The sequence below is a fragment of the Phoenicibacter congonensis genome (assembly GCF_902386915.1).
Lineage (GTDB): Bacteria > Actinomycetota > Coriobacteriia > Coriobacteriales > Eggerthellaceae > Phoenicibacter > Phoenicibacter congonensis.
On sequence record NZ_LR698997.1, the window covers coordinates 1,184,885 to 1,210,401 of the forward strand.

Here is a 25,517-nt window from a genome sequence, read left to right on the forward strand (position 1 = left end):
TATCCTAGATGTTTTATCGAAGCGTCACAGGCACATCACCTGTGCAGTCAATTATAGTTGAAGGAATTCCACTAGCATCTTTGCATTGTCCATGCAAACAAGTCAAAGCATATCCCAAGTTGTCCAGAAAACCGCTTTGGACATCATCTAAAAATCTTGGAGGTTTTTCACCTGTGTAATTTGCTGAACTAGCAGCGATTGGACACCCCAGTGAAGTTATAACTTTTCTAACGCAAGCGCACTTAGGCAGCCTTAAAGCAATGGTGTCAAGTCCACACAAAAAACTTAATGGCACATTTTCTGAAGCCTCAAAAATCAAGGTCATTGCACCAGGCCAGCCTGTAGCCATTAACTCATCGACGTAGTCAGGCACATTTTTTGCATAAACTTCAACTTCATCTTTGCTAGCAATTAGCCAGGCCACCGGCTTGTTCGGATCACGTCTCTTAAATTCATTGACGAGTGAAGCTGAGCTTGCATCGCGAACAGAAACTCCGCATCCATAAACTGTGTCAGTTGGAAAACCAACCACTTCCCCATCTCTCAAATGTTCAACAATAGTTTCTAAAGGTGACATCTAAACTCCAAATATGATTGATTTAGTAAATAATACTTATTTCTGTATAAATTGTGATGAGAGGAAAATCAACGAGTGATTAAGATTTGAAAAAATCAACTCTCACAACCCAAGAATCTAACCACCACTAGACGAGCTGAGCTGTCGATTTGCCTGCTCTCCAACCACTTTCAAAACACCACGTGAGGTTATATCCACCACAAGGCCCATCAATGTCTAGCACTTCCCCACAAGCGAAAATCTTATGATTAACAACTTTCTCTAAAGGCATTACTTCAAGAGTAGAAGGTGAAACATAATTAACATCTATTCCGCCGCGCGAAACTTGACTTAACTTCTCATCCTTAAAAACTTCATCAACGGTAAGCTCAAACGAGGTGACTAAATTAAAAACTTCTTCAAAAGAATCCTGTTTTTTGATCCTGGTCTTGATTAATCTTGCTAAATTTTCATGCAGAAAACCCTTGAAGAATAAATCAACATCTCCGCTACATTTTTCATAACGCGCCTGCAAATGGTTTTTAATGTCATCGGCCACAATAGGCGAAGCAAAATCTAGAACAAGCTTATCACCTGATAAAACATAACGAGAGGCATTAAAAGTTACTATGCCAGAAATACCATATTTTCTAAATTGGACTTCCCCATCTTCTTCAAAAACTAACTGTTCGAAATCTTTATCCTTGGCAGAATCACAAAAAACAGCGCTTTTGTTTGCTTCTTTTAAAGTGCGAATAACTTTGAGGTTTACGCGAGAACGAACATTATCTGCAACTGAAACATTTTCCCTAGTTTTTATCGGGCACAAAACTCGCCTCATTGGAAAACATTTAATGCCTGATAAAAGATCAGTACAAGCTCTGTGCCCTGTTGCAATTATCACTGCATCAAAATCGCAAAGTTCACTGATGAAAGAAATTTGCCTATCTGCGACAACTTTTACATCTGATTTGCCAAGCGCCCCGACTAAAACATCTCTAACGCTGCTAGCTTTGTTCGAAAGCGGGAACATCAAGCCAGCATCATTAACCATCCATTCAAGCCCAAATGATTCAAGTATCGAAACAACGTCTTCTCCAAGGTCGCTAAATCTTCTGAATTCATTAACAAAATGCGGGTTGTTGAAACGATCAATATCTAGAACAACATTAGAGAAGTTGCAGCGCCCATTGCCAGTTGCCAAAATAGTTTTGCAAACATCTTTTAATGACTCAAATAAAAAAATATTACCGTCATGTTTAGAATGCAAAGAAGCAGAAATTGCCGCGACAATTCCTGCTGGACCAGAGCCAATTATGGCAATATTCTTTGACATTTTAATTAAAGTTTAGAATTCATAAATTGAATGATGTCCATTGACTCATACATTGCTTCACCATCAATAACAAGACAAGGGACTTGCTTTTTGCCGCCAATTTTCTCGAGCTCTAAAGCGTTAGTTTCTTCGTCGGTGCTTTTCATTTCACACTCAATGCCTGATTTGTTCATGAAACGAAGAACGCGCTGACAGAATGGACAGCCTTCACGATAGTAGAGAACACAATTTTCGAGTTTCATAGTAGCCTCCTTAGGTCAAAGTTAAATCTTCCTCATCAAGGTTGCCATCCCAAACAAAATGCTTAGTTTCTTTTGCAACAAGGCCACTCAATGCCAACACTGCAATCAGGTTTGGAATAGCCATCAATGCGTTTGCAATATCTGAAACTGCCCAAGCAACATCGCCCACTCCAATGGCACCAAGCATGCAAGCTGCAAGGTAGAGCACTTGATAGACAGGCAAGGCTTTGCGCCCAAACAGATATGAAACGCATCTGTCTCCATAGTAATACCAACCAAGAATTGTCGAAAGAGCAAACGTTACAATTCCAAGCGAAAGCAGCGGAGCACCAAGAAAAGGTATTTCATTGAATGCAGCATTCGTGAGTTGCGCCCCTGCAGTTATGTTGTTAGAAGTAACGTTTGAAATAATGTCAGGATATTTAATCATAGAGCTTGTTATTACAATGCCAGTTAAAAGGCACATAACAACAGTTGACCAAAATGTGCCTGTCATCGAAATCAAAGATTGTCTAGCAGGATTTTTTGTTTGAGCAGCAGATGAAACGATTGGTGCTGTACCAAGTCCCGACTCATTAGAGAAAAGACCACGTGCGCATCCATATTGCATTGCAACAATAATTCCTGAACCAAGAGCTCCACCGAACGCAGCACTAGGATCAAAGGCAGCAACAACGATCATTTGTAGAGCTGGCCACAAAACATCAACATTCATAATCAAAATTGCAATGCATCCCAGCGCATATGCAAGAGCCATGAATGGAACTAACAACTCACAAACTCGAGAAATGTTTTTAATGCCTCCAACAACAACTAGTGCCACAACAACTGTAATAACTAACCCAACCATCCAATTCTCAAGACCAGGGATGTTAGAAGTGAGAATTGATGTGATAGCCTGCGACTGAACAGCATCGCCTGTCCCAAGCGTTGCAAGTGCACAGAAAAAAGCAAACGCACCAGCTCCAAATTTTGCCCACGAAGGAATCTCGCCCAAAGCAGTCTTGAATGCTTCTTTAAAAACAACCATGGTGCCACCCATGATGTTTCCATTCTCATCTCGCTTTCTAAACTTTACAGCCATGTAGACTTCACAATATTTAGTGGCAATTCCAAAAACACCAGTGAGCCACATCCAAAAGACGGCACCAGGTCCACCAGCAAGAATAGCCGTTCCAACGCCAACAATGGCGCCAGTGCCAATAGTTCCAGCCAAAGTAGTGCAAAGGGCTGCAAACTGAGAAATGTCACCTTTTGCTCCCACATCTTCTTTAGTAATGCTCATTTTAATTGCAGTGAAAAGCTTTCTCTGAATTCCGCCTGTTCTCACCGTTAAATAAAGGTGAGTTCCAAGCAAAATGATAATCATCGGCGGTCCCCACACAAAACCATCAATACTGTTAATAATCGCTACTAATCCGTCCATAAATTAAACTCGCTAAATTGATAGATTACAAAAGAAACTCTAATTATAAAAAAGTATTACTGCAATTAATTAGGCGTTTTTATAAACGTTAATTGCCCCGCAAGCTAGCGTTAAATCAAGACACGAAGAAGAAAGTGGCTCACCGTCAATTTGAATTTTTTGATCACCAGAAATTGATATATGCATCTCTTTTGCTTGAAAAGATTTGATGTTTTTAAACTGAGTGTGGTGTCCGTTTTTTGCAAGTAAAAATAGGCCTAGGGCAGATAAAAAAGAAAGATTTGGTGTCACATAACAAACATCAAAAAGCCCATTGTTTATTTCAGCATTTGGGCAAATCTCAAATCCGCCTCCATATGTTTTTCCAACCTGTGTGGCTAACATGTATGTTTGACCAGTAAAACTGTGTGGCTCACCTTGATTGTCTAGATAATTGCATGAAAATGGAATTAAATCCAAGTGGTTTTTTAGCTGATATAGCCCCTCTTCGAAAAAGACTCTCGTGCCAGTTTTGCCTGTTTTAATTCTTCGTTCAATTGTGCCCAATGCAATTGCAGCATCAAGACCAAATGACAATGTTTGAGCGAAATATTCGCCATTACAAACTCCAAGATCTGCCTTAGTTTGCCTAGTTTTCATTAGCTGCTCTAAAGCATCTTTTGGCTTTAGCGACATTTTCAAACTTCTTGCATAATCGTTGCCTGTTCCAGCAGGTATTAACGCAAAACTCGAGCGATCTTGTTTTTTGAGTTTCATTAAAGCGTTTACAATTTCATGAACGAGACCATCGCCGCCCACAGCCAAAACTATATCGGACTCAGAAGAGAAGCTAAAAACTAGCCTTTCTGCATCGCCTCTGCAACTCGTAAAATGAAAACTAACATCAAATCCACGGAGTTTTAGTTGACTATTCACAAACTCAGCAACAGCTTTAGCCTCCCCGTTTTGAGAAGTGGGGTTTGCAATGACAGTAATTTTTTTGTTATCCCGAAATTCCATATCTTCGAAATATTATGAAACAAATTCTGAAATTGCAAAACAGAGATGAAAATTTAGGAGATTAAACGCCTCCTCATTTACTATAAGTGCATGAAAAACACTCTTGAGATAAAAAACATTACTTGCTCCTATGCAAAAAAACCAGTTGTAGAAAACTTCTCACTAAAACTAAAAGAAGGCGAACACATTGCTTTAACAGGCGAAAATGGTCGCGGAAAAACAACAGTTTTAAAAACCGCAGCAGGCTTGTTAAGGCCAGATGAAGGCTCGGTGAGAATCTTTGGAATTGAAATTAACAATGATTCCAAGCAAGAGAGCTCAAAAAGATATTTGCCAAAGCTATCTTTTGTTTTCCAGAACCCAAGCCTTCAAATAATTGGTTCAACACCCTTTGAAGATCTGATTTTTGGATTAAAAAACTTAAACATAAAAAGAAAAGAAGCTGAAACCAGAGCAGAAAAACAACTCATAGACCTTGAAATTACACACTTAAAAAACGTTGCATCGTTTTCACTCTCAGGCGGCGAAGCTCAATTAGTCGCGTTCGCAGGAGCAATTATCACACGACCAAAGCTATTGTTTCTTGACGAGCCAACGTCAATGCTTGACGAGGAGCACAAAATCAAAATCACTAATTCAATAGATTGTTTAAAACAAGAAGGCACTGCAATTTTGAGCGTGTCCCATGACGCACATTTACTAAACTGCGCTGATGAGGTTATCTGTCTTTAAATGGTAAAATTTACTTTCGATAAAGTTAACTTGAAAACACGCATCGAAACAAACTAGCTATAGTTGCTTTAAATCACCAAAAAACAAAATAGGTACTTAAAGAAAGGTGTCTAGCAATGCCCAGAAAAGTTATGATTATGGACCATCCTCTCATCGCGCATAAATTGAGCATTTTGCGCAATAAAAACACGCCTTCAAACCAATTCAGAACGCTGATTAATGAAATTTCAGAATTGATGATTTTTGAAGCCACCCGTGATTTAGAAACAGAAGAAGTCGAGGTTGAAACACCTTGCGGCATTGCTAAATGCCGCCAGCTTGCAGGGAAAAAGCTTGCTTTTGTCCCAATACTTAGGGCAGGAATCGGTATGCTAGATGGGGCATTGACACTTGTTCCCGCAGCACGCGTTGGCCACATTGGTCTATATCGCGATGAAAAAACACTAGAGCCACATGAATATTACTGCAAACTACCACACGACATAGAAGAGCGCGAGGTTTTTGTTGTAGACCCAATGCTTGCAACTGGTGGCAGCGCATGTGATGCAATAAAGCTCATAAAGCAAAGAAAACCTAAAAAGATTTCCTTTCTTTGCACTGTAGCAGCCCCATCAGGCCTTGAAAGACTGAAAGAAGAGCATCCTGACGTTGACATCTATTGCGCTGCCCTAGATGAACGCCTAAATGAAAACGGCTACATCGTTCCAGGTCTTGGAGATGCAGGCGACAGAATTTTTGGAACACTATAAATACTTAGGGTTTAGAAAGGTTAAGTAATGTCAGACAAACCAAAAGTTGGAGTCAATGAAATTCGAGACGCTCGCGAACTTGGAATGCCTAAGATGGTTACTCTTGGCTTCCAGCACATGTTTGCAATGTTTGGCGCCACAGTAACAGTTCCTCTTTTAACAGGATTAAGCGTTTCAACAACTCTTCTTTGTGCAGGCCTAGCGACAATCCTCTTCCACGTTTTAACTAAACGGAAAGTACCTGCTTTTCTTGGTTCATCATTTGCATTTCTTGCAGGATATGCAGCAATAGCTCCAATGATTGATGGACAACCAAACACCGAAATGCTTCCATATGCATGCCTAGGCGTCGCATTCGCAGGCATTCTCTATTTGGTTCTAGCTGCTTGTATTAAAATTGCAGGCATCAAAAGAATCATGAAATTCTTCCCTCCGGTAGTTACCGGCCCCATCATCATGGCCATTGGATTATCTTTATCCCCTTCCGCTATAGCTAATTGCTCATCAAACTGGTGTCTAGCCGTGGTTGCCCTCGTGTTAGTAATCATTGCTAACGTTTTCGGAAAAGGAATGATAAAAATTATTCCTATCCTCATTGGAATCATTGGTTCCTATCTCGTTGCAGTAATTGCTGGTAATGTCCTGGGGATTGAAAGCTTTGCAATTGACTTTACAAATGTTGAACAAGCTGCATGGATTGGTCTTCCGATTGAGTGGTCACACACCGTATTCGGTGGTGTTCATGATTCAGGAATAGCAATTGGCGCTATCATCGCAATTATGCCAATCGCTCTAGCTACCATGATGGAACACATCGGTGACATCAGCGCAATTTCAGCAACTTGCAACAGAAACTTCCTAACTGACCCTGGTCTTCACAGAACACTTCTTGGTGACGGACTAGGAACAATTCTTGCATCTCTCTTCGGAGGACCAGCTAACACTACATATGGTGAGAACACTGGCGTGCTTGCGCTATCAAGAGTATACGATCCAAGAGTTGTTCGCATTGCTGCCTACTTCGCAATTGCAATGTCTTTTTGTCCAAAATTTGCAGCTCTCATCACATCAATCCCGATGTCAATCGTTGGCGGCATTTCATTTGTTCTCTACGGAATGATTTCAGCTATTGGCGTTAGAAATGTTGTAGAAGCAAAAGTAGACTTCTCAAAGACAAGAAATACGCTCATTGCAGGTGTTATTCTTGTTGTCGCACTTGGTCTCACGGGCGGCATCACAATTGTTGTTGGCGAAATATCAATTACTTTAACAGCTCTTGCGATTGCCTCAATTGCTGGCATTGTTTTAAATGTGATCTTCCCAGAAAAAGACTTTAGTCCAGAAAACGCATTTGAATCAGTGACCGATTCAAAACAAATAAATTTTGACGAATAAACTATTGAAATTTCGGAGTAATTTTTGATTGCTGAAATCCTCTTGATTTCGGTGTCCCTTGCAATGGATGCTTTTGCAGTGTCCATTGGCAAGGGCCTCACTACTCACAAGAACACACTAAAAGTAGCACTAGTTTGTGGGGTGTGGTTTGGTGCATTTCAGGCCATTATGCCAGTCGTAGGATTTGCTCTTGGGAGCACTGTCTCTGCGTTCATACAACAGTTTTCAGGGCCCATAGCATTGATGTTACTTGCTTTTGTTGGCATCAACATGATTCGCGAAGCAGTTTCAAATAAAGACGAAGAAATCACTAATTCTCTTGACGCAAAAGAAATGTTTATGCTTGCGATTGCCACTAGCATAGATGCCCTGGTTGTCGGAATCAGCTATGTTGCGCTTCAGGTAAACATAATAATAGCATCGGCTATTATTGGTGTTATAACTTTTATAATTTGCTTTGCTGGCGCCTTAATAGGTAACAGAATTGGCAGCAAGTGGGAAATACCATCTGCCATCGCAGGAGGCATTGTTCTCATCATCATAGGACTTAAAGTCTGCCTTGTCGGATAACCTTTATCCCCAAATTAAAGAAAACATTTAGTGATAGGAAGACTTGCGGAGCAAACAGTCAAGATAAATCTGTCTACAGCAATCAATTCAACATTCATTTATGGTTGAATGAATGTATAAGATTATCTCCCATTCAACGCAGCCGTGACAAAACAAGCAAACCAATGACTAAACAAAAAAACAAAACAAACGATTTCGTAATTACAAAACTCATTAGTTAAAACAATTAAAAAAGCCGTGACGTAAATGTCACGGCTTTAGTTTATTTACAAGATTTAACTTTGAATCTATAAACTTCTCAGCTTATGCACCAAAAATCTCGATTGTGTCGCCTTCAGCGAGAGTTACCATCGCTTTTTTCCAAGTTCTGGTTAGACCTTGCTTGTAGCGAAGTCTCTTCGACTTAGGTTTGACATTTAAGGTGTTCACCTTTTCAACAGTTACACCAAAGATTTTCTCAACTGCCTGAGCAATCTCAATCTTGTTTGCTGATTTTGCAACCTCAAATGTGTAAACATTGTTCTCAATTTGATCATATGATTGCTCTGAAATAACAGGGCGAATAATGATTTGTCTTGCATCGAGCTGCATTATGCAAACACCTCCTCGATATATTTCAAGCATTCATCAACGATTACGAGCTTCTTGTTGTCAAGAACTTCATATGTGTTGATGTCGTTAACAGGCAAAATGTCTACATTTTGCAAGTTTCTGAATGAAAGATATGTGTCAATTGCATCGTTAGGAATAACAAGAGTGATTCTCACATCTTTACAATCAAGTGCGCTCAAAATGTCTGTAGCTTTCTTTGTAGAAGGCTTTTCAAATTCAAAAGGCTTTACAACAATAATTTCGTTGTCAGCAGCTTTTGCAGAAAGAGCACTCTTAAGAGCAAGCTTTATCTCTTTCTTGTTTACTTTTTGAGCATATGAACGAGGGGTTGGTCCAAATACTACACCACCGCCACGCCAAATTGGAGAGCGAGATGAACCAGCACGAGCACGACCAGTTCCTTTTTGTCTCCAAGGCTTTTTACCGCCGCCAGAAACTGCACTTCTATTCTTAACAGCTGCAGTTCCTTGTCTCCAGGCATTGCGCTGTGCTTTGACAGTGCGATGCATTACATGCATGTTAGGCTCGATGCCAAAAACAGCATCGGACAGCGTAGCTTCGCCACTTGCCTTGCCCGCAGCATCTTTAATTTCAATAGTTGCCATTATTTTCTTCTCCTAAATGTCTCTTGAAATCCTACTATGCGCGAGCAACTCTAACTCGAACAACAGAATTTACGCCACCAGGAACAGCTCCGCGAAGCAAAATGAGGTTTTGCTCAGCATCAACGCGCACAACCTTAAGGTTGCGTGTTGTAACGGTATCACAACCCATGTGACCAGGAAGTCTCTTACCTTTAAAAACACGAGCAGGGGTTGCGCACTGACCGACAGAAGCAGGTGCTCGGTGGAAGTGTGAACCATGTCCACCAGGGCCGCCTCTAAAGCCATATCTCTTCATAACGCCAGCAAAACCTTTGCCTTTTGAAGTTGCAGTAACATCAACTTTAGCAACATCAGCAAATGCTTCGACAGTTTGTGTGTCACCTACATGATAGGCGCTTGCGTCTTCTACGCGAGTTTCACGAAGATATTTTTTAGGCTCAACACCTTGTGCCTTGAAATGGCCTGCAGCAGGCTTGTTTAATTTGCTTTCTTTAACCTCGCCAAATCCGAGTTGCAAAGCATTGTAACCGTCGGTCTCAACAGTTTTTACTTGGCAAATTACATTTGGGTCAGCTTTAATGACTGTGACAGGAACAAGTTTGTCTTCTTCATTGAAGATTTGTGTCATGCCAATTTTCTTACCAAAAATCTCATTAATCATGCTCTGTCACCTCCTTTAAAGTTTGATTTCGATGTCAACACCAGCAGGAAGAGAAAGACGAATCAAAGAGTCAACTGTGTTTGGTGTTGGCTCAAGGATGTCAATCAGACGCTTGTGAGTTCTGATCTCAAACTGCTCGCGAGAGTCTTTGTTTACATGCGGCGAACGAATAACGCAATAAAGGTTGCGCTCCGTTGGCAGCGGAATTGGTCCAGAAATTTTTGCACCAGTTTGCTCGACAGTTTCCACAATGAGTTTTGCTGATTGATCAACTAACTCGTGGTCATAGCCTTTCAAACGAATGCGTATGTTCTTTTCAGCCACTTTATCCTCCAAATTTCTTGTTTAAAGCAAAACTCTTAAGCGTTTCCGCCAGCTTTTGAAATGATTTCAGTTGAAACGCTCTTTGGTACTGGCTCATATGAGTCAAACTGCATTGTGTAGGTTGCGCGGCCCTGCGTGCCACTGCGAAGATCGGTTGCATAACCAAACATCTCAGACAGAGGAACTTTTGCGTCAATTGCAACAGCATTGCCACGCTGTTCCTGACCAAGAATAACACCACGGCGTGATGGAATGTCTCCCATAACAAAGCCAGTGTATTCTTCTGGAGTTTCAACTTCTACCTTCATAACAGGCTCAAGAATGACTGGATCTGATTTTTTCAAAGCATCTTTAATAGCCATAGAACCAGCTACCTTAAATGCCGCCTCAGAAGAGTCAACCTCGTGGAATGATCCATCATAGAGTTCAACACGAACGTCTTCAACAGGATATCCTGCCAAAACACCGCTATTGAGAGCTTCTTTGATGCCCTTGTCAACTGCTGGGATGAACTCTTTAGGGATTATGCCGCCAACAATCTTGTTCTCAAACAAATAACCTTTACCAGGCTCTTGTGGATACATGTTGATAACTGCATGGCCATATTGTCCATGTCCACCAGACTGACGAACAAATTTGCCCTCAGCACCCTTAACTTCATGACCAGGACGCTCACGATAGGCAACCTGTGGTTTGCCAACGTTTGCTTCAACATTAAACTCACGAAGCAGGCGGTCAACAATAATCTCAAGGTGAAGCTCACCCATTCCAGCAATGATTGTTTGTCCTGTTTCATGGTTTGTAGAAACGCGGAATGTTGGGTCCTCTTCAGCGAGCTTTTGAAGAGCAATGCTCATTTTGTCTTGCTCAGCTTTAGTCTTTGGCTCAACAGCAATGTCGATAACTGGATCAGCAAATTCCATTGATTCAAGAATGATTGGATGATCCTCGTCGCAAAGAGTGTCCCCAGTGCCAGTGTCTTTCAATCCAACAACGGCAACGATGTCGCCAGCAGAGCACTTGTCAACGTCTGTTCTTTGATTTGAGTGCATCTGAAGAAGACGGCCAATTCTTTCTTTCTTGTCTTTTGTCGCATTAAGAGCATATGAACCTGACTCCAAAGTGCCAGAATAACAACGAAGATATGTGAGCTTTCCAACAAATGGGTCAGTCATAATCTTGAATGCAAGAGCACTAAATGGTGCTTTTGGATCAGCTGGGCGAGGCTCAGTCTCGCCAGTCTCTGGATTTGTTCCTTCAATTGCCTTAATGTCAGTTGGTGAAGGAAGATAGTCAACAACTGCGTCGAGAAGTTCCTGAACACCTTTGTTTTTGTAGGCTGAACCAACAAACACAGGATTCAATTTACAAGCGATAACAGCTTTGCGAATTGCAGCCTTAAACTCAGGGATAGTAACCTCTTGATCCTCAAGAATCTTTTCCATGAGTTCATCATCACAGTCAGCAGCTGCCTCGAGAAGTTCTTGGCGAAGTTCTTCCGCTTGTGCTTGGAATTCCTCAGGAATTGAATCCATTGGTTCAGGATATGTCATTCCTTTGTCGTCAGCTTTAAAGTCCCAAGCTGTCATTGTAACAAGGTCGATAACTCCCCAAAACTTGTCTTCAGCTCCCATTGGGATTTGAGCTGCATGAGCAGGAGCACCGAGACGATCGCGCATTGTGTCAATAGCATGGAAATAGTCAGCGCCAACGCGGTCATATTTGTTAATGAAAGCGATTCTTGGAACACCATAACGCTCTGCCTGACGCCAAACAGTCTCAGACTGTGGCTGAACGCCAGCAACTGCATCAAAAACTGCAACAGTTCCATCAAGAACGCGCAGTGAACGCTCAACTTCTGCTGTGAAGTCTACGTGTCCTGGTGTGTCAATGATTTGGAAGCGATATTTATCACCGTCATGAGCCCCACCAGGGTAGCTCCAAAAGCAAGTAGTAGCAGCTGAAGTAATAGTTACACCACGCTCCTGCTCCTGAGCCATCCAGTCCATGGTAGCAGCACCCTCATGAACCTCACCAATTTTGTGAGTTTTACCTGTGTAGTAAAGAATGCGCTCTGTTGTGGTAGTTTTGCCAGCATCGATGTGAGCCATGATGCCGAAGTTGCGTGTGTGTTGTAGATCTGTTTTAGCCATTTTCTCTCACTCCTAGAAACGATAATGAGAAAATGCTCTGTTGGCTTCTGCCATTTTGAACATATCTTCACGTTTTTTAACTGCAGCGCCAGTGTTTTGTGCTGCATCCATAATCTCTTTTGCGAGACGCTCAGCCATTGTGTGCTCTTTGCGCGCACGGCTGTAATCAACAATCCAGCGAATGCCAAGAGTTGTGGAACGGCGAGAATCAACTTCCATAGGAACCTGATAGGTTGCACCGCCAACACGCTTTGGCTTGCACTCGAGTTGTGGTTTTACATTGTCCATTGCCTGCTTGAAAACATCAAGTGGTTTTTCACCAGTTTTCTCTGCAACAATGTCAAATGCATCGTAAACAATTTTGACAGCAAGTGATTTCTTGCCGTCCAACATAATCTTGTTAATCAATTGAGTAACAGTCTTGTTGTTGTACTTTGCGTCCGGTTGTACTGGACGATGTTGTGCTGGTGCACGACGTGGCATTTTTGCTTATCCTTTCTTAATCTGCGCGCTTCGGCTGACCCAAACTTGTCAGCATTAGGCTAGATTCATAACCCGCGCGACTTACTCTTAGTCCCTATTTAGGTCGCTTTGCTCCATAACGGCTTCTTGCTTGTGAGCGGTTGTCAACAGCTGCACAGTCAAGAGCTGCTCTGATGACCTTGTAACGAACACCTGGAAGGTCTTTTACACGTCCGCCACGGATGAGAACCATTGAGTGCTCTTGCAAATTGTGTCCAATACCAGGGATGTAGGCAGATACTTCCATGCCATTTACAAGACGAACACGGCAAACTTTACGAAGAGCCGAGTTAGGCTTTTTAGGTGTAGAAGTAAATACACGTGTGCAAACACCACGTTTTTGTGGATTGCCCTTCAATGCAGGTGTCTTTTTCTTGTCAACCTGCTTTGCACGGCCTTTGCGTACTAATTGGTTTATTGTAGGCACGAATTTTCTCCTTCTTGGTTTTTAAATTAGTGCTTTCTTTTCGCTTATTCACAAATTCATTCTGAATTTAAGAAAAGCATTTGCTTTGCCTCTTACATAGAAAACTTATTGTCAGCACGTCATGAATCAACACCAATGACCCATGAGAATTCAAGCTTCCTTCGAAGACGCGACTTTTTATTATAGATATTTTCCCAGTTCGGTTAACGCAACCTACCCGGGAGTATCTATAACAAAGTAATTATACATTTTTATATATTTTTGTTTTTCAAATAATAAAAATATTTTTTCATCTCATCGAAGAAAATCAAGTTTTTAAGACTCGAATCAGTAGTTCGAATTTCGTAATTTCAATTCAAATTAGTTTTATTTATCAAAAATCAACTAAAAGACATCAGGAAATGTGAAAGCATGAAAATGAAATAAAAAGGAATTAACGTGTTATGTCTAGCATCGAAATTACAAGACGTCAGTTTATTAAAAGTTCAACTGTTGCAGGCGTTTTATCACTAATTGGCAGTTCTTGCGTGATGTTTTCGGGATGTGCCCAAAATCAAGAAGAGCGTGATCCAAGCTATAAAAGCCCCTATGACTTTAATAGCTTGTCAATAAAGAATGGAAGGGCAACCTATTACGAAAACGGATCTCTTGGCTCTAGGCTAGGAATTGATGTTTCTGAAAACCAAGGTTTAATAGATTGGAACCAAGTTCAGGCAGACGGCATCGAGTTTGCATTTGTGAGAATTGGATATAGAGGCTCAACAAAAGGTGACCTGTATGATGACAAATTCTACATTCAAAACATTATCAATGCGCGAAATGCTGGACTTGATGTTGGTGCATACTTCTATTCTCAAGCGACAGACGAAAATGAGGCAAAAGATGAAGCAGAGCTTTGCATAGATAGATTATCTAACATTAGCAGTGATTTAAAAATCAATGGTTCTCCCCTGTCAATGCCTTTGGTTTTTGATCATGAACCAACTGCAAATGGTGCAGGACGAACAGATAATCTATCTCGCACTGACCTTACAAACTGCGCCATTGAATTCTGCAAAACAATAGCTCAATCTGGCTTGCGACCAATGATATATGGAAATGCTGGCGACATAGGAAGATATGAGCGTGAAAGACTACTTAGTTCTGTGAGCAAACTTGGTCAGGACAAAATGCAGGTTTGGTATGCAGAATACAACTCAAACAAGCCCTCTGCTCAGTTCGACTTCTCAATTTGGCAATATGACAATCAAGGAGCAGTTGCAGGCATCGACACCGATGTCGACATGAACATACTATTCACAAAAACCTACAAATAGCTCCCTTAACGATATCCAACTTTTTAAAATCTAGTGTTAACGCATCACTTCAGAATAATTAACTAGTCAAGAGCAGCTTGTGCTGCTGCAAGACGAGCAACTGGCACTCGATAGGGCGAGCAAGAAACATAGTCAACTCCACAGTTCGCAAATGTGTGAATTGATTCCGGATCTCCGCCGTGTTCACCACACACACCGCACAAAAGATTAGGATTTGTTTGTTTTCCTAATTCGGTTGCCATCCCCACAAGTTTGCCGACACCATTTCCATCAACTGTTGCAAATGGATTTCTGCTTAGCAGGTGTTTTTCAAGATAAAGCGGAATAAACTCACCCTCAACATCGTCGCGACTAAATCCAAATGTTGTTTGAGTGAGGTCATTAGTTCCAAAACTGAAGAAATCAGCCTGTGTCGCAATTTCATCTGCCGTCAAAGCAGCTCGTGGAAGTTCTATCATTGTGCCGATTTCCATGTTTAAATCAACAGCCTCAGCCTTTGACACCTCTGAAATAACACGCAATGCATCCTCTTTTGCATATGCAAGTTCATTTACGGTGCAAATAAGAGGCACCATAATCTCAGGCTTTGGATTAAACCCTTCTTTTTTTAATTTGGCAGTTGCAGTTGCAATCGCGCGAACTTGAAGTTCTGTCAAAACAGGATAAACTATGCCTAATCTGCATCCACGCAACCCCATCATTGGGTTTTGTTCATTAAAAGAATCAATCTTAGACAACAATTCACGTTTATTCGAAATTACCTTAGCTTCAGCGTCTCGCTCTTCTAAACGAGCAATTTCTACTTCTAACGTGCGTGGGTTGTCCAAAAACTCATGAAGTGGTGGGTCTAGCAGGCGAATTATCATTGGCAATCCGTCCATGACCTTTAGCATCTCATAAAAATCTTCAACTTGAGCAAGATATAGCGACTCAGCTGCTGCTGAGCGAGATTTTTCGTCTTCATTAAGAATGAACGATTGAATAATCTTTTTTCTTTCACCTAAAAACATGTGCTCTGTTCTACAAAGACCAATGCCTTCTGCACCAAAATCTCTTGCGCATTTAGCATCCTTTGGATTGTCGGCATTAGCACGAACGCCGAGTTTTCTAATGTTGTCGGCCCACTCCAAAATAGTGTCAAGATCCCCTGTGATTTCTGGTTCAACAAGGCTAACTTCCCCTTTAACAACAATCCCTTCTGAGCCATCAAGAGAAATGATGTCATCTTCATGAATCACTAAATCTAGGCCTTGGATTTCAATCGTTTTGGCGTCTGCATCAATCCGCAGCGATTCGCAACCACAAACACAAGGCGTCCCCATCCCTCTTGCAATAACTGCAGCATGGGAAGTTTTTCCACCATGAGAGGTTAGAATGCCTTCAGCTGCATACATTCCAGCCAAATCATCGGGAGTCGTTTCCCAGCGGACAAGAATGCACTTTTCTCCTTTCTCAACCGCCGAGACGACTTCACCACTTGAAAATTTAACCTTTCCAACAGCAGCACCAGGAGATGCATTTAGCCCACTTGCAACCACTTCATATGTTGAGTTTTTGTCAAACTGTGGATGCAATAGCTGATCTAGTTGGTCAGGAGCTATTCGAGAAATGGCGGTTTCTTTGTCAATCAACCCTTCCTCGACCATGTCAATTGCGATTTTTAACGCAGCCGCAGCAGTTCTTTTGCCAGCACGCGTCTGAAGCATCCAAAGTTTTCCCTGCTCAATCGTAAATTCAATGTCGCACATGTCGTGAAAATGATTTTCCAAAACGCTAAATATGTCCTCTAGCTCATGAGCTGCTTCTTTCAGTCCTGGCACATCTTTTAGATCTGCAATCGGAGTTGTGTTCCTGATGCCAGCAACAACATCTTCTCCTTGAGCGTTTACTAAAAAGTCTCCATAAAAAACTTTGTCTCCATTTGCAGGATTTCTTGTAAATGCAACGCCAGTGGCTGAAGTGTTACCTTTGTTTCCAAAAACCATTGACTGAACATTAACAGCAGTACCAAGGTCGTTGGCTATCTTATTTTTTTGACGATATAAAACAGCACGTGGATTATTCCAAGATCCAAAAACAGCTTCGATAGCAAGCCTCAATTGAACAGTTGGATCTTGAGGGAATGTAACTTTTCCATCCTTTACAAGCGATGGATAATCAACTGGAGAGACGTTATCGGAAAAAATTGTCTTGAACTCGCAAACCAAGTCCTCTAAATCTCGAGCATCAAGGTCGGTGTCAGACTCAACACCCAAAGCATCTTTTTTTACAGAAATTGCTTTTTCATACAAATCGCCATCTAGCCCCATGACGACGTTGGAAAACATCTGAATAAAACGACGATAAGAATCCCACGCAAAACGAGGATTGTTTGTTTGCTCAATTAATCCATAGATTGACTTATCGTTTAGACCAAGGTTTAAAACTGTGTCCATCATACCCGGCATCGACATAGGAGCGCCGCTTCGAACGCTAACCAAAAGTGGGTCTTTTTCATCCCCAATCTTTTTTCCCATGCGCGATTCCAGATTAAGACGATAACGCTCAATCTCAGCAAGGGCACCTTCAGGCCAAACGTTTCCTTCATTTGCATATTCCATGCATGTTTGACAAGTTATCGTAAACCCAGGGGGAACGGGCAGGCCTAAATTAGACATTTCAGCAAGGTTAGCTCCCTTGCCGCCTAAAACGTAGCGCATTTGCGCATTTCCTTCGGTAATGTTTTGCCCATTGGAATCATTTCCGAATGCAAAAACTCTTTTTGTGTCAGACATGAGCTTGTCTCCTTCTGGCCAAAAAGTAGCCATCGTTAGTTAGCATAATATAACTAATGATAACTGGTAAAAATGCTCAAATTTCAACTGAACACAAAAATAACGACAAACACAAAAACTCCTTACTTGCGTTGTCGTTAGCCCACAATCACAAGCAAGGAGACAAATAATTTTTTAAAGAAATAAGATTCGCTAGCTATTTAGAGAATTTAGCGAAATCAGCAATGCCGGCAAAGCAATCGATAAAGTTGTTCAAAATCTTTATTCTGTTAACCTTGATTTTTTCATCTTTGTCCATAATCATTGTGCTTTCAAAGAAGTCATCAATTGGTGCGCGCAATGCTGCCAGGCACTTTAGGGCCGAGAAATAGTCACTATCGATCTGTTCAGTCGAGTCTTCCTTAGCCTTCAAAATCACAGTATACAGTTCTCTTTCTTTGTCGCTCAGAAGGCTCTCGTCTAGGTCTAGGCCCAAAGATGGGTCAGAAAGGGAGTAGGCACGAGTAAATGCTGTGCTCAAATCATTGAAATCGTCTTTTAGCTCTTCTCTTGCTTTTTGCAAATCTAAAGCGCGTGAAATGATTGTCAAAGGTTCCTCGACACCCGAAGCCATAACAGCATCGATTGTTTCCTGTTCGCATCCGTTAGTTTTAGAAATCTGAGATGCGCGATCACAGAAGAAATCAACAATGTTCTTCTTAGCTTCGTCAATATCAAACTCGATGCCTTGATTTTTCAACTGAGCCAAAGAATCATCAATTGCAGGCAGAAGCTCTATGTCGAGGCCTGATTGCATAATGGAAATGCAACCTAGTGCGGCGCGGCGCACCCCAAACGGGTCTTTAGAACCAGTAGGCTTTTCGCCAACAGCAATAAGCCCACAAACTGAGTCAAGCTTGTCAGCTAAAGCCACAACTTTACCAGTGATTTCTTGAGGGACATCATCTCCTGCAAACTTTGGACAATAGTGTTCTTTAATTGCAAGAGCAACGTGCTCATTTTCTCCACTTGCGGCAGCATAATAGCTTCCCATGATTCCTTGTACACTTGTAAACTCGATTACAGCTTGAGAAGGAAGGTCGGCCTTAGCAAGATATGCTGCACGAACAACATCTGTTTTTTCTTCTTCTGGCAAATTAGCTTTGCAAGCAATGTAGGTTGCGAGAGAAACGTTCCTGTCATTCTTGGCTTTAATTGTTCCAAGTTTTTCCTGATAAATTACTTCGCTTAGTTTTTCAACATTGTCTTCTAGTGGATGCTTCAAGTCTTCCTCATAGAAGAACTTCGCGTCGTAGAGACGAGCAGCAACTACTCTCTCATTGCCATCTACAATAATTTCCTCATTTTCTGGATTGCCATTTGAAACAATAACAAACTTGTTTGAAAGTTTTCCATTTTGTTGATAAAGTGGGAAATATCTTTGATGCATAAGCATCGCATCAACAATAATCTCTTCAGGAACTTTTAGGAACTCTTCATCAAAAGTTCCAACCATTGGAGTTGGGTATTCACCAAGGTTTGTGACTTCAACAAGTGTTTTTTGAGGAATTTGAGATGTATATCCTGTTTGTTCTTCAATCTTTTTTATTCCATCGAGAATAATCTGCTTGCGTTCTTCTTCCAAAGGAATAACACTTGCACTTCGCACTACATCAATCAAACTATCAGCAGAAGGTACTGTGTGTGGTCCAGGATTTAAGAATCTGTGCCCTATTGTCTTGTTTGAGCTCTCCAAGTTGGCCCACTTGACATCTACGACATCAGAACCAAACATTGCACAAAGCCATCTAACTGGGCGAGAATACACTTCACGAGTTGAGCCCCAGTTGCATGACTTTGGCCACTTAATTCCAGTGATTGTTTTTAGGCAAATATCACCCAAAAGTTCAATTACATTTACAGAAGGTGTTACAACAGTTGCACAATATGACGCTTTATCGCCCTCTCCCTCCAAAACGAGGTCTGCGACTTCAACGCCTTTAGAATGAGCAAAACCAAGAAGTGCCTTAGTTGGATTGCCATCTTCATCAAGTGCGATTTTTTTAGAAGGACCTCTAAACTTTTCAATCTTTTCATCAGTTGCTTCAGCAACATCATGAGCAATAAATATTTGACGTCGAGGAGAAGTGAAAATTTCTACCTCACCATGAACAATGCCCGCATCATCTAATAGCTTTGGAACAAGAGTTTTTAATTGAACTGTGGCATCTGCCAGGTCAAACGCAGGGATTTCTTCACTGCCAATTTCAAAAGCAAAAGTTCTAGTGTTTGCCATTTCCCTACTCCTTTCCATCTTTACCGCAAACGACTTTCATATAGGACTCGCAACATCCCTTAGCAATTTCTCGAACACGGAGAATGTATGATTGACGCTCAGTTGCCGAAATCATTCCTCGGGCATCGAGCAAGTTAAATGTGTGGCAGCATTTCAAAACTGAATCATATGCTGGAAGTGGCAAATCTTTGCTCAAAAGATCGTTAGCCTCTTCTTCCCTTTTCTCAAATTCCTCTAGCAAGAACTGAGGATTTGATTCTTCAAAGTTATATCTTGAGAATTGTTTTTCGTTGTTTAGATAAACGTCTCCATAGGTGTAAACATGACCTTCGGCATCGCGAGCCCACTCAATATCAAACACGTTGTCGACACCTTGGACAAACATTGTGAGACGCTCAAGACCATAAGCAAGCTCCGCTGGAACAGGGAATGTCTCGAAGCCACCAACTTGCTGGAAATAGGTAAACTGAGTTACCTCCATGCCGTCAATCCAAACTTCCCAACCAAGACCCCAAGCGCCAAGAGTTGGGCTTTCCCAGTCGTCTTCAACAAAACGAACGTCGTGCTTGTGAATGTCAATGCCAATAGCCTTTAAAGAACCAAGATACAAATCTTGTACATCATCTGGAGACGGCTGCAAGATGACCTGGAATTGATAGTAAAACTGCAAGCGGTTTGGATTTTCGCCATAGCGTCCATCTGCAGGTCGTCTGCATCCTTGAACATAGGCAGTCTTCCATTTCTCTCCTGCTAAAGTGCGAAGTGTTGTTGCAGGAGCGTTGGTACCGGCGCCAACCTCGTTGTCGTATGGCTGCAAGATAACACAACCTTGCTCGGACCAATACTTTTGAAGATTCATTACGACTTCTTGGAAAGTCAATGAACCCTCTCTGGCTTTTCTGCGCTCCATAGCTCAAATTCCTTTCTTCTAAATTAAATGTATGTGGTTAAGCGGCCAATACACTACAAACGCACGCGCTTGAATTGTTTCGACAGCAATAGCACCAAAATATCTCGAATCTTGCGAGTTAGTTCGGTTATCACCCATCACAAACACATAACCATCAGGAACAACATATGGGTAGGAACTAATCGCAATTGAGTTCGCAAGCGGGCGAGACTCTTTTCCGTTAGTATAATCTTCTTCAACAACTTTTCCATCGACCACAAGGTTTCCATCAACAAAATTTACAGTTTGGCCACTTGTAGCAACTACTCTTTTTATAAGTAGTCTTGAAGGAGTTTGGGGGTCGTTAAAAGTCACAACATCACCAACTGCAGGCTCACGAAAGTGGTAGCTGACTTTTTCTCCGAAAACATTGTCTCCAGTCATGATTGTGTCTTCCATTGAACCAGTTGGAATTGTGAAAGGTTCGATGACAAATTGCCTAAGCAGCATGGAGAAGATAAAAATCAGCGCAGCGCACACCACCACCCAAACAACAGAACCCAAAAAGTTAGTCGCTTTTGAATTTGCGTGATCGCCTTCAAACAATTAAATTCTCCCAGAGTGGAATATTTATCAAGATGAGAAAAAATTATACGTTATTTAAACAGTGGGCGCATGCGCTACGTGCTTTACTTTATCGAGCATTTTTAGATCTTCAGTCGACAAAAGATTGTCTCTAAGTGCCCTCTCGATTAAATCGGGCCTTGAATTCCATGTTCGTCTTATGCTTGATTCCCTATTAAATTTATCGATTTTACTGTCATTTCCGCTAAGGAGAACACTTGGCACATCCATTCCTCGATAGGAGTCAGGACGTGTATATTGAGGTTGCTCAAGCAAATAATCAGAGAATGACTCATTGATAGCACCTGTTTCAGCACCCAAAACACCAGGAATTTTTCTCACCGTCGCGTCAATTATCACAGTTGAGGCGAGCTCACCAGAAGTTAGCACATAATCACCAATCGAAACGACATCATCAGCTAATGCATAAACCCGCTCATCAAGTCCCTCGTAATGACCACAGATAAAAAGAAGATGTTTTTCTAAAGACAATTCACACGCAAGCCTGTCATCAAATGTCCTTCCTTGAGGACCCGCAATAATAACTCTCACGTTTTTGTTAGCTGATTTCTTTCCAGACAAATAATCAGAAATTCGCAAAGAAACTTCTTCTTTACCAATGAGCTCTTCGGCCGCCTCATAAATGGGCTCGCACTTCATGAGCAAGCCAACACCACCGCCATAGACATAATCGTCAGTTGTCCTGTGAGCATCGTGTGTCCAATTTCGCAAGTTGTGCGCATGAAATTCGAGATAACCATTGTTTTGAGCGCGCATCATTATTGATTCGCTCATGTGTGAATCAAAAATGTGCGGAAATGTTGTCAGGCAATCAATTCTCATTAATTAAATAAAACTATCAGGCATAACTAAAGTGATGAGTTGTTTGTCGTCATCAATGTCAACTATTAAATCATCATGCAAAACAATTTGAGTTTCTCTGCCACCTGTGTGAGAAATTGCCAATAGTTGCGTTGGCATTTCAATCACATCATCAATTTCTAAAATGTCTCCAGTTTTTGAATTTTTAACACTCCAGCCAACAAAACGTAAATTTTCAGGCTGTTTTAGGGAACATGCGTCAGCTTCGCTAACAATCAAATGCATTCCATCAAGCTCATGAAGAACATCACAGGTCAAAGTTTCTTGAAAAGAAACACTAAAACTGCCTGAGAATTCACCGACTTTTCCAATATGCAGTTTTCTGGGGACATCTATTTTTGGAGGAACTAAAAAAACTTCTAGCCCAACTTCTGGAACAAAAGAAATGTCTGTGCACTCAAGAGCACAGACATTTATAAATTTTTTTCTAAAACGAACAGTGCAAATGTCACACCAATCGCTCTTTTGGAATTCTGAGTTAATCAACTAACTCAACGTCCACGTGCACATCTGACTTTAAAGCGCAAGCACGTGCAAGCCTGCGAATTGACTTAATAATGTGGCCTTCTTTTCCAATAATGTGACCGACATCTGATTCGTCCACATTGATTTCAATTGAAATGTCACCATTGTCGCTTTCTGACGAAACAATGTTAACAGCGTCTTTATTGTCAACAATGCTTGTGACTAGATATTCAACAAGTCCACTAACGTTCTCACAAACGGAGGACATTATTTGTTGTCCTTTTTGTAATTCTCATAAAGGCTAGCAACAACGTCTGTCATTTGCGCACCTTGAGAGAGCCACTTGTCGATTGCATCAGTGTCAAATTGAATGACCTTTGGGCTTGAACAAGGATTATAGCGACCTACTTCCTCAATGAATTTTCCGTCGCGAGGGCAACGTGAGTCAGCAGCAACAATTCTGTAATATGGACGCTTTTTAGCACCATGTCTTGCGAGACGAATTTTTACCATTTTTTAAACGTTCTCCTTAAATTTGTTAAATCATAAGTTTGCAACTTTTATATGATACAAGAAAATCGTGTTAGGGAATAACAAAGTTTTCTTGCGTTAACCCATTTTGTTAGCAAGCTCCATAATATCTTTCATTGAAAGCCCACCTGGCAGTGTTGTGTTTGAAGCGCGATGCGCTCGCTTCTTCTGCTTTTTGCCACCTTTTCTTGGACGTTTAGACCTAGCTTGCTCTTGTGTGGCGGACATCTTTTTGATCATCTTGCGCATTTCATTAAAACGCTTTATTAAATTGTTGACATCGGTTACTGTAACACCAGCACCAGAGGCAATCCTTTGGCGCCGCGATGCATTTAGAACATCTGGCGTCATGCGTTCTTTTTCTGTCATTGAATCAATAATCACAACCATGTTGTCGAGAGCATGATCATCGACTTGGCCTTGATTTAGATATTTGTCACCGCCAGGGAGTTGACCAATGAGTTTAGCAACGCCACCCATTTTATTGATTTGAGCGTTGATGGTTTTAAAATCATTGAGTGTGATGTTTCCACGAGCGATGTTTTCTGCTTCAATTGCTGCTTCTTCATCTTCTTGTGCTTTAACGGCTGCCTCAACAAGAGATACTACATCCCCCATTCCAAGAATTCTTTTTGCAATTCTGTCGGGATGAAATTCTTCCAACGAATCAGGTTTTTCGCCAGAAGAAATGAACTTAATTGGCTTGCCAGTTACTTCGCGGACAGAAAGAATGCCACCACCTCGTGCATCGCCGTCAATTTTCGTTAGGATAACGCCATCAAAATCAAGAGCTTCCGAGAAGGCAGAAACAACACCAACAACATCCTGACCGGTCATTGCATCTACGACCATCAAAATGTATTCAGGCTTCACAGCCTCTTTGATAGCAATAGATTCATTCATCATGTCTTCATCAACGTGCAGGCGACCAGCAGTGTCGATGATGACTACATCTTTCATTGTGTCGATTGCGTGTTGGACGCCATGTTTTGCAATAACAACAGCATCATTGATGTCTTCCCTAAACACCTTGACACCAATCTCAGCACCTAAAGTTTCAAGTTGATCTTTAGCCGCTGGACGATAGATGTCGCAGGCAACAAGTAGTGGCGAATGGCCTTCATTTTTGAGCTTGTAGGCAAGTTTTGCAGCAGCAGTGGTTTTACCTGAGCCCTGCAATCCTGCAAGCATTATGACGTTTGGAATCCTTGAAGAAAATTCAATGCGAGAAGTGGAGGTTCCTAAAAGCTCAGTTAGCTGATCGAGAACAATTTTGACTACATTTTGAGCAGGAGTCAAAGAATCCATAACTTCGCTCGTCAAACAAAGTTCTTTAGTTTTATTCGTGAAATTTTTGACAACTTTGTAGTTAACGTCTGCCTCAAGCAGAGCAAGGCGAATTTCTCGAACAGCAGCCTCAATGTCTTCTTCAGAAAGACGGCCCTTGCCACGAAGATTATCAAAAACGGAGGTTAGTTTGTCACTTAAATTTTCAAGCATAAAAACAAACCTTCTTTCTATTCGTTGAAGCGATCATCAAAAGAGCCAATGAGTGCTTTTGCAAATTCATCAGCTTTAAAGTCTTTTAAGTCATCAATCCCCTCACCCACACCAATTTTATAAATTGGAAGATTGAGTTTAGATGAAATTTGAACAGCGATGCCAGCCTTAGCAGTTCCATCAAGTTTAGTGATTATGAGGCCATCTAAATTGAGTGCCTGGTTAAACTTCTCTGCTTGAGTGAGGCCATTTTGTCCAGTTGTAGCATCGATTACAAGAATTGTGTAAACGTCCATGTTGGCTCGCTTGCGCACAACATTCACAACTTTTTCAAGTTCGCGCATCAAATCATCGCTTGTGTGGAGGCGTCCCGCAGTATCAATCAAGACAAGATCACTACCAAGCTCATCAGCCGCTTCAAGAGTCGAATAGCAAACACTTGCAGGATCTGCCCCTCGTTTGCCAGAAATGATTTTTACATCTGCTCTTTCTGCCCACACCTCAAGCTGTTCAATGGCAGCAGCGCGAAATGTGTCAGCACTGCCCAAAATGACACTTTTGCCAGCATATTTGGCCTCTTTAGCTAGCTTTCCGACAGTAGTTGTTTTTCCTGTGCCATTAATTCCAACAAACAAAACACATGCTTTAGGCAAGTTAAAGATGTCAACCTCAGGGGCACTAAACTGAGCAGCAATTCTTTTATCAAGCTCGTCTAAAACAGCATAGGCGTGAGGCAACCCCTTAGCTGTTGCGTCATAGCGAAGCTCCTCCACAATTTTCTCAGCAACATCAGCACCAAGATCACTTAAGATCAAAACCTCAAGCAAATCATCCCAAAAATCATCATTTAGCTCTGGTCCGCGATCGAGAAGAAAATTTACTTGTTCTTTAAAAGACTCTCTTGTTTTTTTAAGACCTCTTTGTAATGATTCAAAAAATGCCATGTAAAACC

The 25,517-nt window shown here is 41.4% G+C and carries 27 protein-coding genes; 5 read left to right on the top strand and 22 right to left on the bottom strand.

Features of this window, described 5'->3' with window-relative positions; all coding sequences use genetic code 11:
- Positions 1-13: 13 nt before the first annotated feature.
- The 5 genes from FXZ76_RS05115 to FXZ76_RS05135 form a co-directional block, all read right to left on the bottom strand.
- Entirely contained in the window at positions 14-577 is a 564-nt protein-coding gene (locus FXZ76_RS05115; protein WP_079536291.1) for an L-threonylcarbamoyladenylate synthase, read from the bottom strand.
- 127 nt (positions 578-704) lie between these two features.
- Entirely contained in the window at positions 705-1,892 is a 1,188-nt protein-coding gene (locus tag FXZ76_RS05120; RefSeq protein ID WP_079536294.1) for an NAD(P)/FAD-dependent oxidoreductase, read from the bottom strand.
- Positions 1,893-1,897: 5 nt separating this feature from the next.
- A complete protein-coding gene (locus tag FXZ76_RS05125; RefSeq protein ID WP_079536296.1) occupies positions 1,898-2,134 on the bottom strand; it encodes a glutathione S-transferase N-terminal domain-containing protein in 237 nt (78 codons plus the stop codon).
- A 10-nt stretch (positions 2,135-2,144) separates the two neighbouring features.
- A complete protein-coding gene (locus tag FXZ76_RS05130; RefSeq protein WP_079536299.1) occupies positions 2,145-3,560 on the bottom strand; it encodes an alanine/glycine:cation symporter family protein in 1,416 nt (471 codons plus the stop codon).
- A 69-nt stretch (positions 3,561-3,629) separates the two neighbouring features.
- Positions 3,630-4,559: a diacylglycerol/lipid kinase family protein gene (locus tag FXZ76_RS05135; protein WP_079536301.1), complete on the bottom strand. Its 930-nt coding sequence runs from the start codon at positions 4,557-4,559 to the stop codon at positions 3,630-3,632.
- A gap of 90 nt (positions 4,560-4,649) precedes the next feature.
- Between FXZ76_RS05135 and FXZ76_RS05140 the strand changes: the two genes are divergently transcribed.
- The 4 genes from FXZ76_RS05140 (at position 4,650) to FXZ76_RS05155 (ending at position 8,005) form a co-directional block, all read left to right on the top strand.
- Positions 4,650-5,291: an energy-coupling factor ABC transporter ATP-binding protein gene (locus tag FXZ76_RS05140; RefSeq protein ID WP_079536304.1), complete on the top strand. Its 642-nt coding sequence runs from the start codon at positions 4,650-4,652 to the stop codon at positions 5,289-5,291.
- Between the two features lie 116 nt (positions 5,292-5,407).
- Positions 5,408-6,040 (top strand): uracil phosphoribosyltransferase, encoded by a 633-nt coding sequence (gene upp, locus FXZ76_RS05145; protein WP_079536307.1) that lies wholly within the window; start codon positions 5,408-5,410, stop codon positions 6,038-6,040.
- Positions 6,041-6,067: 27 nt separating this feature from the next.
- Complete coding sequence (locus FXZ76_RS05150) at positions 6,068-7,435, top strand: uracil-xanthine permease family protein (RefSeq protein ID WP_079536310.1); 1,368 nt, start codon at positions 6,068-6,070, stop codon at positions 7,433-7,435.
- Between the two features lie 24 nt (positions 7,436-7,459).
- Positions 7,460-8,005 carry a manganese efflux pump MntP gene (locus tag FXZ76_RS05155; RefSeq protein ID WP_231961764.1) on the top strand — a complete coding sequence of 182 codons (546 nt, stop codon included), beginning with the start codon at positions 7,460-7,462 and terminating at the stop codon, positions 8,003-8,005.
- 303 nt (positions 8,006-8,308) lie between these two features.
- Here FXZ76_RS05155 and rplW read toward each other — a convergent pair whose 3' ends face one another.
- The 7 genes from rplW to rpsL form a co-directional block, all read right to left on the bottom strand.
- The gene (gene rplW / locus FXZ76_RS05160; protein ID WP_079536313.1) at positions 8,309-8,596 is read right to left on the bottom strand and encodes a 50S ribosomal protein L23; all 288 of its coding nucleotides are present in this window, start codon (positions 8,594-8,596) and stop codon (positions 8,309-8,311) included.
- Positions 8,596-9,222 (bottom strand): 50S ribosomal protein L4, encoded by a 627-nt coding sequence (gene rplD / locus FXZ76_RS05165; RefSeq protein WP_079536316.1) that lies wholly within the window; start codon positions 9,220-9,222, stop codon positions 8,596-8,598. The genes rplW and rplD overlap by 1 nt, the downstream gene beginning before the upstream one ends.
- A gap of 34 nt (positions 9,223-9,256) precedes the next feature.
- Positions 9,257-9,883, bottom strand: a complete 627-nt coding sequence (rplC, locus tag FXZ76_RS05170; protein ID WP_079536319.1) for a 50S ribosomal protein L3 — start codon at positions 9,881-9,883, stop codon at positions 9,257-9,259.
- Between the two features lie 15 nt (positions 9,884-9,898).
- Positions 9,899-10,207 carry a 30S ribosomal protein S10 gene (rpsJ, locus tag FXZ76_RS05175; RefSeq protein WP_079536322.1) on the bottom strand — a complete coding sequence of 103 codons (309 nt, stop codon included), beginning with the start codon at positions 10,205-10,207 and terminating at the stop codon, positions 9,899-9,901.
- Between the two features lie 35 nt (positions 10,208-10,242).
- Positions 10,243-12,360: an elongation factor G gene (fusA, locus tag FXZ76_RS05180; protein WP_079536324.1), complete on the bottom strand. Its 2,118-nt coding sequence runs from the start codon at positions 12,358-12,360 to the stop codon at positions 10,243-10,245.
- Between the two features lie 12 nt (positions 12,361-12,372).
- The gene (gene rpsG, locus FXZ76_RS05185; RefSeq protein WP_079536327.1) at positions 12,373-12,843 is read right to left on the bottom strand and encodes a 30S ribosomal protein S7; all 471 of its coding nucleotides are present in this window, start codon (positions 12,841-12,843) and stop codon (positions 12,373-12,375) included.
- 94 nt (positions 12,844-12,937) lie between these two features.
- Positions 12,938-13,309 carry a 30S ribosomal protein S12 gene (rpsL, locus tag FXZ76_RS05190; protein WP_079536329.1) on the bottom strand — a complete coding sequence of 124 codons (372 nt, stop codon included), beginning with the start codon at positions 13,307-13,309 and terminating at the stop codon, positions 12,938-12,940.
- Positions 13,310-13,752: 443 nt separating this feature from the next.
- On the opposite strand from rpsL, the gene FXZ76_RS05195 reads away from it, so the two are divergent.
- A complete protein-coding gene (locus tag FXZ76_RS05195) occupies positions 13,753-14,625 on the top strand; it encodes a GH25 family lysozyme (RefSeq protein ID WP_079536331.1) in 873 nt (290 codons plus the stop codon).
- Positions 14,626-14,687: 62 nt separating this feature from the next.
- On the opposite strand, the gene ppdK is transcribed toward FXZ76_RS05195, so the two are convergent.
- From ppdK to ftsY, 10 genes are all read right to left on the bottom strand, one after another.
- Positions 14,688-17,399 (bottom strand): pyruvate, phosphate dikinase, encoded by a 2,712-nt coding sequence (gene ppdK / locus FXZ76_RS05200; RefSeq protein ID WP_079536333.1) that lies wholly within the window; start codon positions 17,397-17,399, stop codon positions 14,688-14,690.
- A gap of 196 nt (positions 17,400-17,595) precedes the next feature.
- Positions 17,596-19,674 carry a glycine--tRNA ligase subunit beta gene (glyS, locus tag FXZ76_RS05205; protein WP_079536335.1) on the bottom strand — a complete coding sequence of 693 codons (2,079 nt, stop codon included), beginning with the start codon at positions 19,672-19,674 and terminating at the stop codon, positions 17,596-17,598.
- Between the two features lie 4 nt (positions 19,675-19,678).
- Complete coding sequence (locus tag FXZ76_RS05210; protein ID WP_079536338.1) at positions 19,679-20,584, bottom strand: glycine--tRNA ligase subunit alpha; 906 nt, start codon at positions 20,582-20,584, stop codon at positions 19,679-19,681.
- An 18-nt stretch (positions 20,585-20,602) separates the two neighbouring features.
- Positions 20,603-21,169 (bottom strand): signal peptidase I, encoded by a 567-nt coding sequence (lepB, locus tag FXZ76_RS05215; RefSeq protein ID WP_147571552.1) that lies wholly within the window; start codon positions 21,167-21,169, stop codon positions 20,603-20,605.
- A 54-nt stretch (positions 21,170-21,223) separates the two neighbouring features.
- A complete protein-coding gene (gene trmD, locus FXZ76_RS05220) occupies positions 21,224-22,030 on the bottom strand; it encodes a tRNA (guanosine(37)-N1)-methyltransferase TrmD (RefSeq protein ID WP_079536343.1) in 807 nt (268 codons plus the stop codon).
- 3 nt (positions 22,031-22,033) lie between these two features.
- Positions 22,034-22,555: a hypothetical protein gene (locus FXZ76_RS05225; protein ID WP_079536345.1), complete on the bottom strand. Its 522-nt coding sequence runs from the start codon at positions 22,553-22,555 to the stop codon at positions 22,034-22,036.
- A complete protein-coding gene (locus tag FXZ76_RS05230; protein WP_079536347.1) occupies positions 22,548-22,802 on the bottom strand; it encodes a KH domain-containing protein in 255 nt (84 codons plus the stop codon). The genes FXZ76_RS05225 and FXZ76_RS05230 overlap by 8 nt, the downstream gene beginning before the upstream one ends.
- Entirely contained in the window at positions 22,802-23,047 is a 246-nt protein-coding gene (gene rpsP / locus FXZ76_RS05235; protein WP_079536350.1) for a 30S ribosomal protein S16, read from the bottom strand. The genes FXZ76_RS05230 and rpsP overlap by 1 nt, the downstream gene beginning before the upstream one ends.
- 96 nt (positions 23,048-23,143) lie before the next feature.
- Complete coding sequence (gene ffh / locus FXZ76_RS05240) at positions 23,144-24,565, bottom strand: signal recognition particle protein (RefSeq protein ID WP_079536352.1); 1,422 nt, start codon at positions 24,563-24,565, stop codon at positions 23,144-23,146.
- 17 nt (positions 24,566-24,582) lie between these two features.
- Positions 24,583-25,509, bottom strand: coding sequence for a signal recognition particle-docking protein FtsY (ftsY, locus tag FXZ76_RS05245; protein WP_079536355.1), 927 nt, complete (start codon positions 25,507-25,509; stop codon positions 24,583-24,585).
- Positions 25,510-25,517 lie beyond the last annotated feature (8 nt).